Below are 18,726 nucleotides of genomic sequence, written 5' to 3' on the forward strand. Positions count from 1 at the left end.
TCAAAAGCACCTATGGGTGAAAATGAGAAATTCTGGCCTGTGGTGGAAAAAATGATTGATTCTTTTCACATTCAAGAAGGTAATTAATTTGTCAGAATCAGGATTTACAAGATGTTAATAGTCAGTTGACTATAGGTGAAAATGAGATGATCCCGAAATTGCTTTTATTTCATCATCCTGTACATCCTGATCCAGACAATTATATGATATAATACTAAAATAGTGGAGATTAGAGGTAATAATTATGCTATCAACAGATATTAAACAAGAATCAATAATTAAAAGAATTGAGCCAGTGGTATCTATTTTAATGGCAGAAGATCCTTCATTTAAGGAGGATCTTGATTATTCAGAAATAGTCAAACATTTGGTCAAAATTGTTCAAGATAATTTAACATTTGAAAGATTTAATAATATGTCTGATGAAAAGTTAAAAGAAAATTGTAGTTTTGTCATGGCAACAGAAGTATTATCCAAAATTGGAGAAGATTTCACACCTGAACAAATGGCAATTTTTGATGAAGCAATCAAACGAAAATAGGCAATTTCATGAGTTTTTTATTAGATACTAACATTGTTTCTTTGGCTATTAAAAACGATTTTTATATCAAGCAAAAGCTAGAAGTAATGAAATTTGAGGAGGTTGATATTTATATTAGTTGCATTACCTATTTTGAAATTAGGAGAGGATTTTTAGCGGTTGATGCTCCCAAAAAAAGAGAAAGATTTAATCAACTTTGCCAAAAGTATCCTATTATTTTCTTAGATGATTTGGCAATTTTAGAAAAAGCTGCGGAAATTCATGCTAGTTTAAGATTAAAGGGTTTACCGATTCAAACTGAAGATGTTTTAATTGCTGCAACTGCAATGATTAAAGGTTTAACGGTTCTTTCTAATGATAGTGATTTAACAAGAGTTGAGGGTTTGAGCTTAGAGAATTGGTTGCAGTGAGAAAAGTTATTAATGGGGTGCAAGAACCCCACCCCCTAATGGTGTCAACTTAAGCTAAAATCCCTACCACACCTAGTTCCTAGTCTCTGACTAGGAATGCAGTTGATATCATTGAAGGCAGAGCCTTCTGGAATTCATTCCCAGTCAGAGACTGGGAATCAGATGAATCCCTACCACACCTCGTTCCTAGTCTCTGACTAGGAATGCAGTTGATGAGGCTCTGCCTCTAATATCATTGAAGGCAGAGCCTTCTGGAATTCATTCCCAGTCGGAGACTGGGAATCAGATAAACATCCTCTAATTTAAGCTTCAATGACGACGCGCAAGTTACCGCGTTTTTTCGCAACTCGACAAGCGGTAGTGCTACCAACTCGTTCAAATTCTAAATCTAAAATTGTGCCACCAATACGCAAGTTATGAAAAGATAAATTGTTAATTGATTCTGGTAAGGCGGGGTCAATGATTCGCAAACAATTATTCTGCGCGTCTGGGACTAAATTCACCATCATTTGCAATAGTTGAAAAATGCTACCTGTAGCCCAGGCTTGGGGAGTACAAGCAACGGGATAATGGACGGGAGAATTATCACCGTTCATTTCATAACCGCAAAATAGTTCTGGGGGGCGTTGATAGGGTTGCTGGGAGGTCATGTTGAATAACCCTTGAAATAGTTCCAGAGATTGATCAATTAAACCGAGCGATCGCAATCCCATTGCAATCATAGAATTATCATGAGGCCAAACTGAACCAGTATGATAACCCATTGGATTATAAGCAGGGGACAAACTACTTAAAGTTCTAATTCCCCAACCATTAAACATATCCGCAGCCCGCAGTCTTTCCGCCACACTATAGGCTTTTGCAGACGTAAATATCCCCAAATTTAAACAATGACCAGGATTAGAACTAATACTATCTACTGGTTTACCTTCTCCATCTAAAGCCAAAGCACAAAAATCTTCATCTTCTAACCAAAAATCCTGGTTAAACTTAGCCCTGAGTTGTCTAGCTTCTTTTTGCCAAAGTTCTTCTAAATCTGGACGTTGTTGGATTTTGGCAATTTCTGCAAGGCGGTTTTTCGCTGAATAGACATAAGCTTGCACCTCACACAGAGAAATTGGACCAATGGCTAATTCCCCTTTGCGGTTGACAATACAATCACCCGAATCTTTCCAACCTTGGTTAATTAAACCACCTTTAGATTTGCGAGCATAGCTAAGATAACCAGTTTCCTGGATTTGACGATCAATCCAACCCATAGCCGCTAAAGCATTTGGCCACAGTGCTTCTAAGGTTTCTTGATCATGAGTCCAACTGTAATATTCAGCATACAACATTAACCACAGCGGCGTAGCATCCACAGTCCCGTAGTAGGGTGTATGGGGAATTTCTTGACATCTCGCCATTTCTCCCAACCGCAGTTCATGTAAAATCTTACCCGGTTCTTCTTCCCGCCAAATATTATCCGTTTGACCTTGATATTCTGCCAATAGTAGCAAGGTTTCTTTGGCAATTTTGGGATTCAACATCAAGGTTTGGGACGCAGTAATGATAGAATCTCGACCAAATAGAGTAGAAAACCAAGGGACTCCAGCAGAAACAGTTTTATGTTTGCCAAAGGACTGAAGCAACAAATATATATCTTGTTCAGCCCGCGATATGACGCGATTGAAAAGACTTTTATCGGAGCTAATCCGGGTAATTTGCTGCAACCAATTTTGCTCCTCCATTAATTCAGCAGCTTTTGCCTGTGCCAAAGTAGAGGCAGAACTGATAGTAGAACTAGGTTTGTTATCAGTGAACATCTTCAGCCGATAACCTAACTTCTTAGTTTCATGAGCCGCCAATTCTATCCGCCAAACTGCCGTATAACCGTGAAACCGATTTGGTTGCAAATGCTGAAATTGAATTAGAGACTCCATGATCGAACCATCTAAGCCCTGATATGCTAGGGTAAGGGATTCTTCTTTGTATGATTGAGAAGACACAGGTGCAACATGATCAGATGTTGGGTTGTTTAAGTGTAAAAGTCTTCCCCGTTTTTGGCGGTGATGACCTCTAACTTCAAATAAATCCACAAAATCAGCTTCAAAACTCAGACTCAATTCAAAAACAATGCTGGTAGTGTTGTAATTAGCAACTTCTATTTCTTCAAATAATGCCCCATTCAGAACCAGTTCCCGACGAATACCCACAGTATCAGCCTTAAAAAGATTTTCTAAATCAGGATTGGTGCATAAAACCGAGAGAGCAAATCCCTTATCAGCGTTGCTACTCAATAATATAGGCGATCGCCCCTCAATCTGTAACTCCAAACGACTCAAAAACCTTGTATCACGGCAAAACATCCCCATACTAGGAGTGCTACCATAAAGGTAACAATCGGAAATATTCCCCATCGTATCTGTCACCAGGAATAAATCATCATCTTTAACTGTAATGGTTGGCTGTGGTCTTTGACTGACAACACAAGGCCATTCGGAAATCTCTTTCTGGTCTGCGGGAGTAAAAGTTCTGCTGTCGAGGACAATTGTTTCTGGGGTCATCAATGTATCCGGTGTCATTAGCCAAAGTTACCTATACAGGTGTAAATTTGCTCAAATCAATACTGTTAAAAGAGAAAAGTAATTAAATCCAAGACAATGAATTTCTATAAATGTATACCTTATTAATTAGAAGTCAAGCCTGAAAACTGGCTGTTTTCCAATAGTTTATTCCTTCCTCAACATTGAGAGGTGCTAGGGGTAGAGAATACTTACTCAGGCATAAAATCTCATAAAAGTAGAAAGCGGTGAATAAAAAATACTTGCCACCCTTGTTTTTTTTATACTGATATTGAATAAATAAGCATAAATAAGATCCCCGACTTCTTGGAGAAGTCGGGGATCTGACGGGGATCTGACCACCTTAATTTTGTTTAACGAAACCATTATGTCAACAACATCAGAAATTGCCGTTGAGTTTCAAAATACCAGTTTTGCCATTAATCACCGTCCTTTGTTATCTAACTTAAATTTGAGCATTCATCAAGGGGAAGCCTTAATTTTATTAGGACGCAGTGGGAGTGGCAAAACTACGACTTTAAAATTAATTAATCATTTACTTGTCCCCACCCAAGGACAAGTTTTAGTCCAAAATCGTCCCACAACTAACTGGGATGCCATTAAACTGAGAAGACGGATAGGTTACGTCATCCAAGAAACAGGTTTATTTCCCCATTTTACCATCGCTGAAAATGTCGGACTTGTACCATCTTTAGAAAAATGGTCATCACAGAAAATTCACAATAGAGTCTATGAAATGTTAAACTTAGTGGGATTAGAACCAGAAAAATTTGCTCAACGTTATCCCCATCAATTATCAGGAGGTCAACGTCAGCGAGTGGGAGTTGCTAGAGCTTTAGCCGCAGATCCACCTATCCTATTAATGGATGAACCTTTTGGCGCACTTGACCCAATTACCCGGTTAGAATTACAACAACAATTTCAATATTTACAACAACAATTAGGAAAAACCGTGATATTCGTCACCCATGATATTCAAGAGGCCTTCTTTTTAGCTACAAGAATTGGTTTAATGGATGAAGGGAATTTAGTTGTATTAGGAACTAGAAGAGAATTTCTCCAATCTCAACATCCAGAAGCAAAAGCATTTCTAGCTTGTTTAAATGTTGGTAATAATTGGGAGCAACTTAATTAAAATTAGCTAAAAATCCAAAAACTATGTTTTTCTTTCAATACGGTACAGAAATAATTTTCCATAGTGGAGAACATTTAATATTAGTCATTATATCCCTAGCGATCGCCATTTCCATTGGTCTTCCTGTGGGCATTCTGATCACTCGTCAATCAAAATTAGCTTCCCCCATTCTTGGTTTAGCAAATGCCATTCAAACCATCCCTAGTTTAGCCATATTCGGCTTTTTAATTTCCGTACCTTTTCTGGGAGGAATTGGCAAAATTCCCGCCATAGTTGCCTTAACTCTTTATGCCTTACTTCCCATAATTCGCAATACTTATATTGGCATTAATAGCATCAGTCCCGCCATTAAAGAAGCCGGGATAGGCATGGGAATGACAGATCAACAATTACTATTCCAAGTAGAAATTCCCCTGGCTTTACCAGTCATTTTAGCAGGGGTAAGAGTAGCCACAGTTATATCCGTAGGAATTGCCACAATTGCTGCTGCTATTGGTGGTGGTGGTTTAGGAGTATTTATTTTTCGCGGTATTTCCACAGTTAATAATGAATTAATTTTAGCCGGAGCAGTCCCCGCAGCTTTGATTGCTTTGAGTGCAGATTTCGGATTAGGATTATTAGAAAAAAGACTCACCAACCAAATTGAAAAAAAGGGTAAATTTAATCGTCAAATTGCCATTGTTTTAGGGATTTTTTCTTTAATCATAGCTGGATTAATTGCCTTTAACTATCAACAAAAACCCGCAACAATTATCATCGGCTCAAAGAATTTCACAGAACAAGTTATTTTAGGGGAATTATTAGCACAACACATAGAAAATCATACGAAATTAAAAGTAGATCGTCGTTTTAATTTAGGAGGAACATTTATTGCTCATGAAGCAGTAAAAGCCGGAAAAATTGCCGGGTATGTGGAATATACAGGAACTTCATTTACGACTATTTTAAAAGAAAAACCAATTAGTGATCCTGAAATTGTTTATAAAAAAGTCAAAGCATACTATGATCAAAAATTGAAATTAGCAGTGATGAAGCCTTTAGGATTTGAGAATACCTTTGCCATGATTATCCGAGGAGAAGATGCCGAAAAATGGCAAATTAAAAGCCTTTCGGAAATTGGTAAATATAGTCTGCAAATGAAAGCAGGATTTGGGTATGAATTTTTAGAAAGAGCAGATGGTTATCCAGGATTATCTAAAACCTACAACTTAAAATTTGCCAATATCAAACAAATGGAATTAGGATTAATGTATCAAGCATTAAAAGAAAAACAAGTAGATTTTATTGCTGCAAATTCTACAGATGGTTTAATTCCAGTATTAAACTTAGTGATTTTGGAAGATGATAAAAAATACTTTCCACCATATCAAGCTATACCTATTTTTAATCAAGAAATTCTCCAAGAATATCCAGAGTTAACAAATACCATTAATCAATTAGGAGGTAAAGTTTCGACAACGGCAATCCAAAAGATGAATTATCAAGTAGATAACCAATCTCAACCAGTGGAAAAAGTTGTCAGTGAGTGGTTAAAATCTCAACAATTATGATTTTTAAAACTTATAAAGTTTTATCAGCAATTTCCATAAATTTTTTGCTTTGTTTAAGAGGATGTTTTAAAAGTTTTTAATGTATAAATAAACCCCTCTCCAAACCTCTCCCCGACGCGGGGAGAGGCTTTAAAACCCCCATTCCCTGGCAGGGAAGGGGGGCTGGGGGGTTAGGTTTTTGGAAATTACTAGTTTCATCTAATACTTTTCAAACAACCTCTAATCCCATATTCTGCAATTCATTATGTAGCATAATAAATTACATTTTTTTTAGCAATCCCTAAATAAATTTAAGTTAACCTGTTGCAGTAACTTTTCTTAACACAAGCATGATTATTTGAATATTACTTGCAAAAACTGAACTAACCAATTGAGAGGTTTTATGACAACAGGTAATCATGTCATTTTCATGCACCCAGATGGTACTAGCCCATCTCACTTTGCATTTGCAAGATTTGTAGATAAGGGTCCTGATGGACGCTTGAATTGGGACAAAATGTCTAACGCTGGTGTGTATCTGGGTCACATGGAAGACCAGTTAGGGGGAACATCTAACGCTGGTGCTGTGACTCATGCTACAGGTGCTAAGGTATATGCGGAGTCCTTTGGTTTTGAATTAGGCAACCTCCCCATCACCTCCATGTCTGGGACAAACAAAACTATTGTTGAAGAAGCCAGAGACGCAGGTAAAGTTACCGCCCTAGTTCAATCTGGTGCTATTTTTGAACCTGGTACAGCCGCCTTTGTTGCTAAGACACAGCAAATTACTAACGGTGATGGAAGTATCACCGTACCTCGCGCCCAATCTGCGGAAATTGCCAAACAGGTAATTAACTCTGGTGTTGACTTTATTATGGGTGGTGGTGAACTAAACCTTCTACCTGTTGGTACAAATGGTTTTCACGGTACTGCGGCTGAACTCGATGCACTGAGTACCAGTTCTATTGTACGCCCCACAGAAAACCTAATTGAATTAGCAAAAACTAAAGGCTATACAGTTGTTTACACTGAAGAACAATTTAATGCTTTACTGGCTCTGCCTGTACCGCCAAATAAAGTGTTAGGTGTATTTGCACCTATCCATACTTTTAACGATCGCCCTGAAGAAGTTTTAGCAGCGAACAATTTACCACTATATCTGGCTACAGCACCCACCATTGCCGAGATGTTGGATGTAACCCAGAAGTTGATGGAAAAACACCCCAACTTCAAGAATGGTTCTATTGCCATTGTGGAAGAGGAAGGTACAGACAACTTCGGGAATAACAACAACGCGGCCGGAACTTTAGAAGGATTGCGCCGCACAGATGCAGCCATTGGTGTAGCAATGGAATTTATCAAGAAGCATCCTAACACCTTGATGGTTACTGCTGCTGATAGCGATGCTGGTGGTATGCAAGTAGTCGATCCTCGCACTCCTGGAACAAATCTAGGCAACATTAATAACAATCCCACTACATCCGCCCGTAACGTACCCCTAGACGGTCAAACGGGAGCTAATACTTTACCTTTTGTCGCTGCTCCAGATGCTAGTGGTGATCGGTTCGGGTTTGGTATTGCCTGGGCAGGTACACCCGACTTTAGCGGTTCAATTGTTTCTAAAGCTCATGGTCTCAATGCAGATAAATTACCTGCAACCTTGGATAACACCAAGATTTATGAGTTGATGTACGAGACCCTATTCAATAAGGAATTGGTATCTCGGAATCCTGACCCCACACCAGCCCCCAAAGCTACCAAGTCAACTGGGAATGTGATTTTTATCCATCCAGATGGTACAAGTCCTTCTCACTACATGGCAACCCGCAATGTTGATCTTGGTCCTGATGGTAGGCTCAACTGGGACAAGATGTCCAATGCAGGTGTCTATCTAGGACACATGGCAAACCAGTTAACTGGTACTTCCAATGCCGGGGCTGTCACCCATGCTAACGGTGTGAAGGTATTTAACGAGTCCTTTGGCTTGAATGAAGACCAATCTATTATTACTCCTGCTTCTGGTAAAGTTGGCTACACAATTTTAGAAGAAGCGATCGCTGCTCGTAAAGCAACCGCCCTTATTCAATCAGGTCATATTGGTGAACCGGGAACAGCCGCTTTTGCTGCTGCCACCACTAACCGCGTTGGCAACACCATCCGCGCCCGTGATAAAACCGCCGAAATTGCCGAACAGGTAATTCGTTCTGGCACTCAAATCATCATGGCCGGCGGTGAAGTTTACCTCCTACCTAAAGGTACTACTGGTTTTCACGTTACCGCCCAAATTGATGCGGCTTTTGGTGACTCCGAAGATCGTCCTACTACTAACCTGATTGATTTAGCAAAATCTTTGGGTTATACCGTAGTTTACACGGAAGCTCAAATGAATACCGCTGTAGCTAGTGCTACTGCTGCCACGAAGTTGCTAGGAGTTTTTGCTGCTAACCACACCTTTGACGATCGCACCGAAGAAGCACTAGGACTCAATAGTGCTAATCCTCTGCCCCTATATGTAGCTACTGCGCCGACAGTGGCAGAGATGCTAGATGCGTCCTTAAAAATCCTCAGTCAAGACCCCGATGGTTTCTTTGTGGTAGTGGAAGAGGAAGGTAGTGACAACTTTGCTAATAACAACAATGCAGTTGGCACTATTGAAGCTGTTCGCCGGGCTGATGCAGCGATCGGTGTAGCCATGAACTACATCAACACCAAAGATCCCAATACTTTGGTGATTACAGCCGCAGATAGCGATGCTGGCGGATTGCAAGTTTTCCAATTCGAGCCTTACACCCGTCCCGCTGGTAACTCTACCTCTAGCCCTACACTAGCGGATACTGAGCCTAGTGCGCCATTTATTCGTGTTAACCCCACTACAACTAATACAAATCAGGCAGTTTTAGATGGTGTTAATGGTAGTACAGGCACAGTTGCAGATCCTTGGAAACCCTTCGCAGCTAAAAGCAGCATTGATGGACCAATGGGTAACTTCGGTGTAGTTTGGGTCGGTACTCCCGATTTCCCTGGTAGCATTGTTGCTAAAGCCCATGGGATGAATGCAGATAAACTATCCAGCACCTTGGACAACACCGAGATTTACAATGTCATGTACCAAACTATGTTTGGTGTGACTCCCGAATTTGCGGCATCTCAACAAGCAACTCAGGTAGTATCAGGAACAACTGGTGTTGATATATTAATTGCTGGTGCAGCTAATACTACCTTTGATGGGATTAATGATACTGTGTTCACTGGTGCTGGTAATGATGAAATTGAAGCACAAACAGTATCTTCTCCCATTGCAGGACGTAACCGCATAGACTCTGGTAGCGGTAATGACACAATTTTCGCTGGCAATAATGACGTTGTGTTTGGTAGCTCTGGCAATGATCACCTTTATGCGAGTGATGTAAGCGGCTATCGCCTCTCAGGTGGTGTGGGTGATGACACCTTCTACCTTGGTTCTAATGGTCGCGCCCTCGGCGGTGATGGCAATGATATCTTCAGAGTTAGTCTTGGTGGTGGTAACTTAATTTCCGGTGGTGCTGGCGCTGACCAATTCTGGATTGTCAATGCTGAACTACCCAAAGCTGCTAATACTGTGCTTGACTTCCAAAAAGGCACTGATGTCATCGGTGTTCTTGGTATTTCCTCTAGCAGTTTGACTCTCAATGTTCTCAATGGGAATACGGAAATCGGGTTACTTGGTCAAACTGTTGCTATTGTTAATGGCGTTACCGGTTTGGATATCAATACCAACTTTGTTTTTCAATAACCGACAAGTATTGGAATTGAATTGATCATTAACCAGGGAAGAAGATCAGAATTTCTATATTTTCTTCTCTCTGGTTCTTTTTTCACTCAGAGTCTATAGTGCGATCGCTTGCTAATACTAAGTAGTGAGACAGAATTAATTACACAATGTCATTGCGTAAGCGTTGCCTGGCGTTAGCCATATGGAACGAAGTGAAATGAAGCAATTCCAAGGGTTGTGATTGCTTCCCTTCGCTCGCAATGACTGTAAATATTTTTTCCAATTACTTAATATAGTGATTCTCGTCCAAGTGAGGTAAGTAGTGAGACAGAATTAATTACACAATGTCATTGCGTAAGCGTTGCGTGGCTTTAGCCATATGGAACGAAGTGAAATGAAGCAATCGCCAGGGTTGTGATTGCTTCCCTTCGCTCGCAATGACTGTAAATATTTTTGTCCAATTACTTATACCGAAGAAAGAATTAACCGTAGATAATTTCTCCATGATGTTCATGAGTTGTCAAACTATCAATTTTGACAACTGAAATTTTCCTTATTTACCACCACATAGTTCCTGGTTCACCTTTAAATGGTCCAACAATATCAGAAGTAATCCACCCTCCGTAAAAATCACCTGTTTGCGCTTTAACTAATTCATCATTCACATAGCAAGCATCCATTAAACTGACATAAAAACTGTAATATTCTTGAATTGAGATAAAATTAGGACTGGGCTGAATATATCGCCAAGCAGCATTATTTATGTATTTATCTCCTACGGAAACATCATAATATTGACACCAACCTTTCCATTCACACCAAGTTTTTCTAGGTGTCTCTATTAAATGTTCTAACTTAATATCTTCAGCAGGAATATAATAACCCGGAGGATGACTAGTTTCTAAAACTCTTTTTCCTCTAGTGGTTTCTGCTAAAACAATCCCATTACAAATAACTTTGAGATGTTTATCGGTATCTTCTAAAATAGCAGGACGGGGATAGTCCCAAACAGATTCTTGTCCGAGTTTTGGAGGTATAGGATTTGGTTTCATGGTTATTTAATGGATGATTTTGGATTATTATAGCTACCTCACTATATCATTTATTTACAAATTTTTTAATATTTAATTCACTAAAAATGCTATTAAGTTTAGATTCAATAGAATTGACAGGAAACATAATTCCTGTTTTTTTATTCATAGGATTAAGTGTCTTAAATACTCTGTCCCAAAAACTATTAATACCATAATTACCATGAAAACCAGTATGGTGAAAATCATGAAAATTGGAAGGAATAAAGAATATTGATAAAGAACTATGTCCTTCTAAATTATAAATGTTACCTATTAAAGTCCATGCACAAAGTTGAGTAATATCATATCCAAAGATAAAGACAGGTAAAACATCTGTCATGGTAACAATAATATATTCCATAAGGCTTTTATGTCCGGCCACAAAACTTGATGTATCTTGAAATTCATGATGTTTAAGATGAATTTTAAGAAATAGTTTTGTATGCAATAATCTATGGGCTACATAAAAGCAGAAATCAGCAGCAACTATTCTCATAAAAAACCAGCCCATATTGAGAATTAAACCATTACCTCTATGAACTTCAGGAGCTAAATATATAATAATTAATGCGGTAATTAGAGCTTTTATTTCTCCTATAATGATGCCTTTTAAAGTAAAATTAGGAAATGATTGTTTTTTTACTTTCTTAACTCTTGCTGTTAGTTTTCTAGTTAAACTATCATCACTTTTGATTAATTTTTCAATAAAAATACCAGTAGCATAAAATGAGATAGTTCCAACCAACCAGTATAATAATACTTCGGTGATAAAATTTAGTTTGAGCTTATTTAACAGCAAAAAAAATAACTGTTGAGTAATTGTACAACTAATGGCAATTTTGAGATAAAATTCTAACTCGAAACAGCAATTAAAGAACTTTTTCATTTTTGTAACCCATAAAAATCATCTCAGTCAATGTTTAGAGATAAGATAATTCAAGATGTAAAGAAGTATCTTGATCACGTTGTTTTAGAGGGTGTTTGAAAAGTTTTGAATGTATAAATTGACCCCTCTCCAAACCTCTCCCCGACGCGGGGAGAGGCTTTGAAAACCCCATTCCCTGGTAGGGAAGGGGGGCAGGGGGGTTAGGTTTTTGGAGATTATGGGTTTCATCTGATACTTTTCAAACAACCTCTTAGACAATATCATTTTTGGTGAATTTAAGAAAAATTTCAAAAACAAAACTTAACTACCGACCCAATACTTGTCGGTTAAGGAAATGTAGGTTGGGTTTCGCTATCGCTCAACCCAACATTATCAAGGATTTTGTTGGGTTGCGTTCCGATTGCTCCGCGAACGGTTACGTTTCACAACCCAACCTACCATACTTGGTGGTGCAGAAAACCCCTGAAACACCTATAAATAAAGGATTATACTCGAAACAATGGATTTGAGATTTCTCAAGACATCGAACGAGGTCATTGGGTTTCAGCTTCTATTTTAACCCTTCAGCCTACCATATGATGAATTTTCAGGCTTAACCGAGCAGTATTGACTACCGACCTAATTTAACCAAATTTTTAGAGATGAGAACTTGAGAGAAAAAGAGTATACCAAATTAATTTTCCCTATTTTCATTACCAGCAGGAAGTAGAATACCTTCCATCAATAAAGTATCCATAAATATCTTCCGCAAAATTCGCTGGATCTGAATATGTTTTCCCGGCTTTACCTTTGTCAATGTTCGCAGCAACAAATTAGATTCACCCATACTTTCTACACCATCTACTAGAGTGGGTTCAAGGACATCAGGATCATTTGTTTTTAACTGTTGTCCTATTTCTTCAATCACTTGATATATATGAGTTAAATTAGAATCGTAAGGTACATAAACTTCCACTACTGCAAATATGTACTGTTTGGAGTAATTGGTAATTGAGCCAATATCTCCATTACGAATAATCTGTAATTGACCATTAGGATGTCTAATACGGGTAGTTCTCAGTTCAATAGCTTCAACAGTACCTTCTACTGTTTTCTCTTCAGCTTTCCCAGCCTCAATATAGTCACCTACCAAATAGTAGTTTTCAAAAAGAATAAAAAAGCCACAAACTATATCATTAATTAGTGTTTGTGCGCCTAACCCCACAGCAATACCAACAATCCCAGCACCTGCCAGAATAGGAGTAGGATTAATATCGAGAATATAGAGAATGGAAACCGCAACACTGAAGTAAATTAAATATTGCAACAAACTACGAAACAAAGGAATCATAGTTAAACGTCTGCTTTTTTGGATGTCAGTCAAATCCTGGTCTTTGAACAGCACCTCTTCTAGCAGTAAGTAAATCACCTCAAATATCACACGACTTATGAAAATAATAGCGATGATTTTGATGATTTTCAAACCAAAAGTGGCCAGTTTGTCTATTAACTGCACCTGCTGAACTACCAATGTGACAGTGCAGACGTAAATCACAAATTCCAAACACCGTTTCAAAAAGGGAATCAGGTGTTGGAGACCATCATAAAATCTCAACAGATTATCAGGACTGGAGTATCTGACACTCAGAACATCTAGAATATCAACAATTGCCGCAACTGCTTTGAGAATGAGTAATCCCACACCAATGATCAGATAGATTCGTAGTGCGATATATAGATATTCAGAAGCTACTGCGGGTAATTTGAGAAATTGGGTACAAGCAATCATAACCCATAACCAAATTCCCCCTTTGATTCTTTGATTGAGTGCGGTGAAAAAAGCATCAATACTTTCATCGTCTGCGGTGTTTTGATCTAATTTCTTAGCGCGATTACTAGCTATTTTCAACCAATATTTGATTGCTTTTAGAGCGAATATTGCTGCAATTACAACACCACCACTTTCAGCAATACCAATTCCTAATCCCATCCAAAATCCTGATGGAATCTTGCGAATCAGGTTTATTATATATTGTTGAAGGTTTTCACCCCGATAGATCAGAAAACCATTAGCACCGACAATCAAAATACACAATAATATGCAACTAACTAACAACAAACCAGTGATATTGCGGCGCAGGATTTTGATTTTTATATCGTCACCTTTCAATATTGATAATCTCATCAATAGCTTGAATAACTTACCTGCAAGCGATCTTAATAAGAGAAAAATAAGTATGATAATGCCGACTTCAGCTAAAATGATTAACAGGTTCATAGTTAGGTAATTTCCCCATTTTCATGATACCCAAATCATCAAATAATTCGGGTATATCTATTCTGAACTTTTTTAATTGTTGCTGTTTTGCATCGGTTTATATTTTTCTGGTTCTGTTCTCAACTCTACATACAGAGAATCAATACCCTCTTGTTCTAAAAGTTCTAAGATGGCTAAATTTAAGTTTTTCTCAGCATCAAAGTAAAGATTATCATCATTCACAAATGCCATTATTTCAATCACACGAGCATTCTGTTCAATTTTTTTGAAGCGCACTGTACAGGAGGGAGAACAACCAGGAATAGATTTTGGCATTTGTTGAATAGCATCACAAATTCTCGCGGTTTGTTGTGAGGAAATACCATCAATTTTAAGAATTAAATTCAGTCCCCACTTTAATTCTTCCCCTGGATTTTGTGACCAATTTTCCACAATTCCAGAAATCATTTTAGAATTGGGCATTTTCATGATAGAACCCCACTTAGCTAGATGCAGTGTTGTAGTTCTAAATCCAATATTGAGAATCTGCACAAAACCATCTATTCCTGCTATTCCCACCCAATCACCTTCTCGATAAAGATTATCGGAGTAGATAATAATTGTACAAAACCAGTCATAAACAATGTCTTTGAAGAGTAACCCTAATGTGATACCAGCACCACCAATTAAACCCACAAGTGCTGCTGCTGATTGTCCTAAAAATATCTCGCTGATTTTAATTGTTAAGACAATAATTGCTGCCGATTGAAAGATTTTCGGCATCAAAGGTCTGAGTAATTCATCAAGTTCAGTTTCCGTATGCAGCACTATGTTAGCAATTACTTGTCCTAAAATTGAAGAACTACGATAAACAACATAGGCAACTATAAAGAGAACTATTAAGTTTAAAAATCTACTAATTGTCTCGCTTAATTGAGAGCCTAAGTTATCGGCAATAATCTCCTTACTCAGCCAAAATCCACCAATAAGAATTAGCCAATTTATCGCAGGTTTGATAATAGCAATTAATTCATCATCAAGGGTAGTCTCTGTTTTTTTAGTGAAGCTTTCAATGGTTTTAATTATAACTGCCAGAAAAAATCTTCGTAATGTCTGTGTCAACGTTAGAATGATGAGAACAGCAGCAATTTTAGCAATGGGAATATTGGAATAATTGATATTTTTGAGCGTGTTCCAGATAATTTCCATGATTTACCCTGATAGATATTTGAGTCGGTTAATTTTATATCATTTGATAATGACATCATTATCATGATATCAGCATTCAGAATTTTTCAAAAATTTTAGAGGATGTTTGAAAAGTCGTATCCCGTAATTTTCATCACATTGTTACCCCCCTTTCCCCTTATAAAGCTACGGTGTACACACAAGTGAATCACTATTATTTCTCAAATTACCCCACCCTAACCCTCCCCTTGTAAAGGGGAGGGGACTAGATTTTTCGGTTTCTCCCCAAAGCATTGTGGGGATTAAGGGGGGTAATTTAACTTGTGTGTACATGATAGCCTTATAAAGGGAGGAAACAATAAAATAAAAATCCAGTTCCCTCCCCAAAGCATCGGGGAGGGTTAGGGTGGGGTAAAAAATATTTGATACATCAACCATAACTTTTCAAACACCCTCTTAACTATTGAATCCTGAATGCTGACACAAAACTTATTCAACTTGACAAAGAATCAAACCAAACCATCCTTTTTCATCTGTCCAAGTTTTGACAGTATTTAATCCTTTACTTTGTAATTGTGTTTCTATTGTTCTTAAATCAAACTTGCGAGAAATCTCTGTTAATATACTTTCTCCCTCTAGAAAATGCACCTTTAAATCCAAAATTTCCAAGTTAACCCAATGACTTTTTTGGCAATGTAAATACATCTCAATTTGATGATCAGCTTGATTATAAACTGCTTGATGTCTAAACAAACTGATATCAAAGTTACCTTGAAACCGCCAATTCAAATGAGAAAGCATATTCAAATTAAAAGCAGCAGTTACTTCTTGACTGTCGTTATAAGCTGCTTCTAGAATATCTGTAGGTTTTTGTAAATCAATACCCAGTAGAAAGTAATCTCCTGGTTGTAAAGTTTGAGAAACTTGATTTAAGAAAATATCACATTCTTCCGGGTTAAAATTGCCTAAAGAACTTCCCAGAAAAAACAACATCCGCGATTGTAAATAATTCGATTCTAGATGAACTAAAGCTTGTTCATAAGTTCCCAATAATCCATGAATAGCAATATCAGGATACTTTTCTTGTAACTGTAAAACACTAGTTTTGAGAATCCCCCCGCTGACATCAATAGGCAGATATCTACAACTACCAGAAATTTTCTGATAAGCAGTTAATAAAGCTTGAGTTTTAGTAGAACTGCCACTACCTAATTCTATTAACTCACAACAATTTGTAATTTCGGCAATTTCATCAGCGTACTGCTGTAAAATCCAGGCTTCTGTGCGAGTCGGATAATATTCTGGTAACTCACAAATTTGTTCAAATAATTGAGAACCAGGATCATCGTAAAAATATTTAGGTGGTAAACTTTTGGGTTTTTCAGTTAATCCCCTAATGACATCTTTACCATCAATACTTAACTCTTGATAATGATGATCTAAAACGGTTAAAGGTTGTGTAATCATTTTCTAAATCCTCTAAGGTGGCTATAAGATTCCCGACTTCTTTTGTATTTTTGTAAATAAATTACCAATTAATATTCAGAAGTCGGGGATCTCGATTTTATATTCAATCCAAACTTTCAGCCACTCTAAAACCGACGTGCTGATAAAAATAAGGACGAAACCAGTTACGATAACAAGGTAAAGCCATTGTACCATTCGTTGCCCAAGAACCGCCCAACATCATAAAATGTTTATTATCAAAAAAGGGTGCAGATTGATCTGCATAAAGATGATGAGTTTGAAATCCTGGTAAGGGTTTAAATGTTTCTCCTAACCATTCCCAGACATTACCCCGTAAGTCAGAAAGTCCAGATTGATGATTTCCTGAAAACATTCCCACAGGAGTTGGGGAAATGAATTGTAAGTTGAGATTATAATTATTTACTAAACTAGAATCTTCAGATATTGTTAATGCTTGATTCCATTCTGCTTCCGTCATTAATCGAGTATTTTTACCTTTCCATTGACAAAATGCCATTGCTTCATAATGGTTGACTTCCACTGGCCAATCTAAAGGTAAATCTAGTTCATCAAATGTGGCACGATAGCGATAGTTATTTTCTTGGTATATCCAGAATTTGGGATGTTGGATATTGTAAAGTTGTTTCCATGCCCAAGATTCAGTATGCCAATAATTGATATTATTGTACCCACCGGCTTGGACAAATTCTAAAAATTCTCCATTGGTAATCAGATATTGACTTGCTAAAAATGGTGGGACTTCTCCTTCTAAATCACCATATTCACTATCCCAAGCAAAAGTTAAATCATCTTGGCGTTTTCCTAATTTCACTATACCACCAGGAATTTCTCGCATTTGATTATGGGGAATTTCTCGATTAGTAGGTGCATAATTCCATCCTTGGGGACGGTTTAAGTTCTCAATAGGTAATTGACGCAGTAGCATAGATGAGGTTTCTAGGTGAATGCGACTATGTTCTATTCCCATTAATAAAGCCCAGATAGGATGCTGTTGATGAATGGGTAAATTTAAAGGAGTTTGATGAATAATTGCGGTAATTTCTGCTCTAGCTTTGTCTCGATATTCCCAAACTTTTTGAAGATCAGGCCAATTAACTCCTTGAATGGCTACTTCTAATTCTGTCGGTGTTTCTGGATCAACGCCAATTTCAAATAGGGTTTCATATTGGGAGTTAATCCGATGTTTGATTAATCCCACCTGCATTAATTTATTGATATAAAAAACAGCCGAATGTCCAAGGTAGAAAATTAATTTATTTCTTAAAGGATCGGGATTTAGATAGAAGGTTTCTTCCTTAATTACACTTTTCATTAAGGTTTCTTCCATTTCCCAGGAATTTTCAAAATAGTTAAGTAGGATTGTTGAACTACAATCATTGAGTTGGGGAATAAGAGCATCTATCATTTTATTGACCTGGTGAATTAATTTCTGGTAATATCTGGATTGATTAATTTTTTTAAATCAAACCAGTGACTAATCCTGGGATTAATAAAATTTTTATCTCAATGATAAATATTTACAGGAATTGTACAGGAATTTTTGTGCAAGAATTATATGCTATGTATTTAATTATCTTATTTTGATACCATTTTTTTGTTTTTAATTAAAATTTAATATTTTCCAGTAAAATCACTACCAGCCGGATTCCTGTATTTAATGTTTTCAGTAAAATTACCAATAGCTGAATTACTATATTGACAAAAACAAATATAAACAATCTTTTTAGGCTAGTCTAAACTAAGTATATTAATTTCTAAGAATACCAATTTTTTGGGCGAGTTTGTTAGAATCATACATTAGCCCCTGTTATAGTGTTTTGGCGTTAGTTGCCAACAAAGCTATATTGGAATCGTCAGTAACCCAGCCCCAAAGGGACTGGCTTACGCAATGACATTGTGTAATTAATTCTATCTCACTCAAATCT

The 18,726-nt window shown here is 37.4% G+C and carries 12 protein-coding genes; 5 read left to right on the forward strand and 7 right to left on the reverse strand.

Annotated features, from left to right (window positions below; genetic code table 11):
- Positions 1 to 244 precede the first annotated feature (244 nt).
- Together FJR37_RS10180 and FJR37_RS10185 are read left to right on the forward strand one after the other, a co-directional pair.
- Entirely contained in the window at positions 245 to 541 is a 297-nt protein-coding gene (locus tag FJR37_RS10180) for a hypothetical protein (protein ID WP_027400824.1), read from the forward strand.
- 8 nt (positions 542 to 549) lie between these two features.
- Positions 550 to 951 carry a PIN domain-containing protein gene (locus FJR37_RS10185; protein WP_168465949.1) on the forward strand — a complete coding sequence of 134 codons (402 nt, stop codon included), beginning with the start codon at positions 550 to 552 and terminating at the stop codon, positions 949 to 951.
- Positions 952 to 1,253: 302 nt separating this feature from the next.
- Here FJR37_RS10185 and FJR37_RS10190 read toward each other — a convergent pair whose 3' ends face one another.
- The gene (locus FJR37_RS10190; RefSeq protein ID WP_168465950.1) at positions 1,254 to 3,515 is read right to left on the reverse strand and encodes an amylo-alpha-1,6-glucosidase; all 2,262 of its coding nucleotides are present in this window, start codon (positions 3,513 to 3,515) and stop codon (positions 1,254 to 1,256) included.
- Positions 3,516 to 3,882: 367 nt separating this feature from the next.
- On the opposite strand from FJR37_RS10190, the gene FJR37_RS10195 reads away from it, so the two are divergent.
- The 3 genes from FJR37_RS10195 (at position 3,883) to FJR37_RS10205 (ending at position 9,951) form a co-directional block, all read left to right on the forward strand.
- Positions 3,883 to 4,650 (forward strand): ATP-binding cassette domain-containing protein, encoded by a 768-nt coding sequence (locus tag FJR37_RS10195; RefSeq protein ID WP_168465951.1) that lies wholly within the window; start codon positions 3,883 to 3,885, stop codon positions 4,648 to 4,650.
- Positions 4,651 to 4,673: 23 nt separating this feature from the next.
- The gene (locus tag FJR37_RS10200; RefSeq protein ID WP_168465952.1) at positions 4,674 to 6,200 is read left to right on the forward strand and encodes a glycine betaine ABC transporter substrate-binding protein; all 1,527 of its coding nucleotides are present in this window, start codon (positions 4,674 to 4,676) and stop codon (positions 6,198 to 6,200) included.
- A 382-nt stretch (positions 6,201 to 6,582) separates the two neighbouring features.
- Positions 6,583 to 9,951: an alkaline phosphatase gene (locus tag FJR37_RS10205; RefSeq protein WP_168465953.1), complete on the forward strand. Its 3,369-nt coding sequence runs from the start codon at positions 6,583 to 6,585 to the stop codon at positions 9,949 to 9,951.
- Positions 9,952 to 10,487: 536 nt separating this feature from the next.
- Here FJR37_RS10205 and FJR37_RS10210 read toward each other — a convergent pair.
- The 6 genes from FJR37_RS10210 to ovoA all read right to left on the reverse strand — a co-directional run bounded on the left by FJR37_RS10210 (position 10,488) and on the right by ovoA (position 18,206).
- Positions 10,488 to 10,982, reverse strand: a complete 495-nt coding sequence (locus FJR37_RS10210) for a DUF427 domain-containing protein (RefSeq protein WP_168465954.1) — start codon at positions 10,980 to 10,982, stop codon at positions 10,488 to 10,490.
- A 46-nt stretch (positions 10,983 to 11,028) separates the two neighbouring features.
- Complete coding sequence (locus FJR37_RS10215; protein WP_168465955.1) at positions 11,029 to 11,889, reverse strand: sterol desaturase family protein; 861 nt, start codon at positions 11,887 to 11,889, stop codon at positions 11,029 to 11,031.
- Between the two features lie 673 nt (positions 11,890 to 12,562).
- Positions 12,563 to 14,146 (reverse strand): mechanosensitive ion channel family protein, encoded by a 1,584-nt coding sequence (locus FJR37_RS10220; protein ID WP_168465956.1) that lies wholly within the window; start codon positions 14,144 to 14,146, stop codon positions 12,563 to 12,565.
- A 72-nt stretch (positions 14,147 to 14,218) separates the two neighbouring features.
- Positions 14,219 to 15,334: a mechanosensitive ion channel family protein gene (locus FJR37_RS10225; protein ID WP_027400818.1), complete on the reverse strand. Its 1,116-nt coding sequence runs from the start codon at positions 15,332 to 15,334 to the stop codon at positions 14,219 to 14,221.
- 468 nt (positions 15,335 to 15,802) lie between these two features.
- On the reverse strand, positions 15,803 to 16,780 hold the full coding sequence (gene egtD / locus FJR37_RS10230; RefSeq protein WP_168465957.1) for an L-histidine N(alpha)-methyltransferase: 978 nt from the start codon (positions 16,778 to 16,780) through the stop codon (positions 15,803 to 15,805).
- Between the two features lie 103 nt (positions 16,781 to 16,883).
- On the reverse strand, positions 16,884 to 18,206 hold the full coding sequence (gene ovoA / locus FJR37_RS10235) for a 5-histidylcysteine sulfoxide synthase (protein WP_039202711.1): 1,323 nt from the start codon (positions 18,204 to 18,206) through the stop codon (positions 16,884 to 16,886).
- Positions 18,207 to 18,726 lie beyond the last annotated feature (520 nt).

The sequence above is a fragment of the Aphanizomenon sp. UHCC 0183 genome, assembly GCF_009712065.1.
GTDB lineage: Bacteria > Cyanobacteriota > Cyanobacteriia > Cyanobacteriales > Nostocaceae > Dolichospermum > Dolichospermum heterosporum.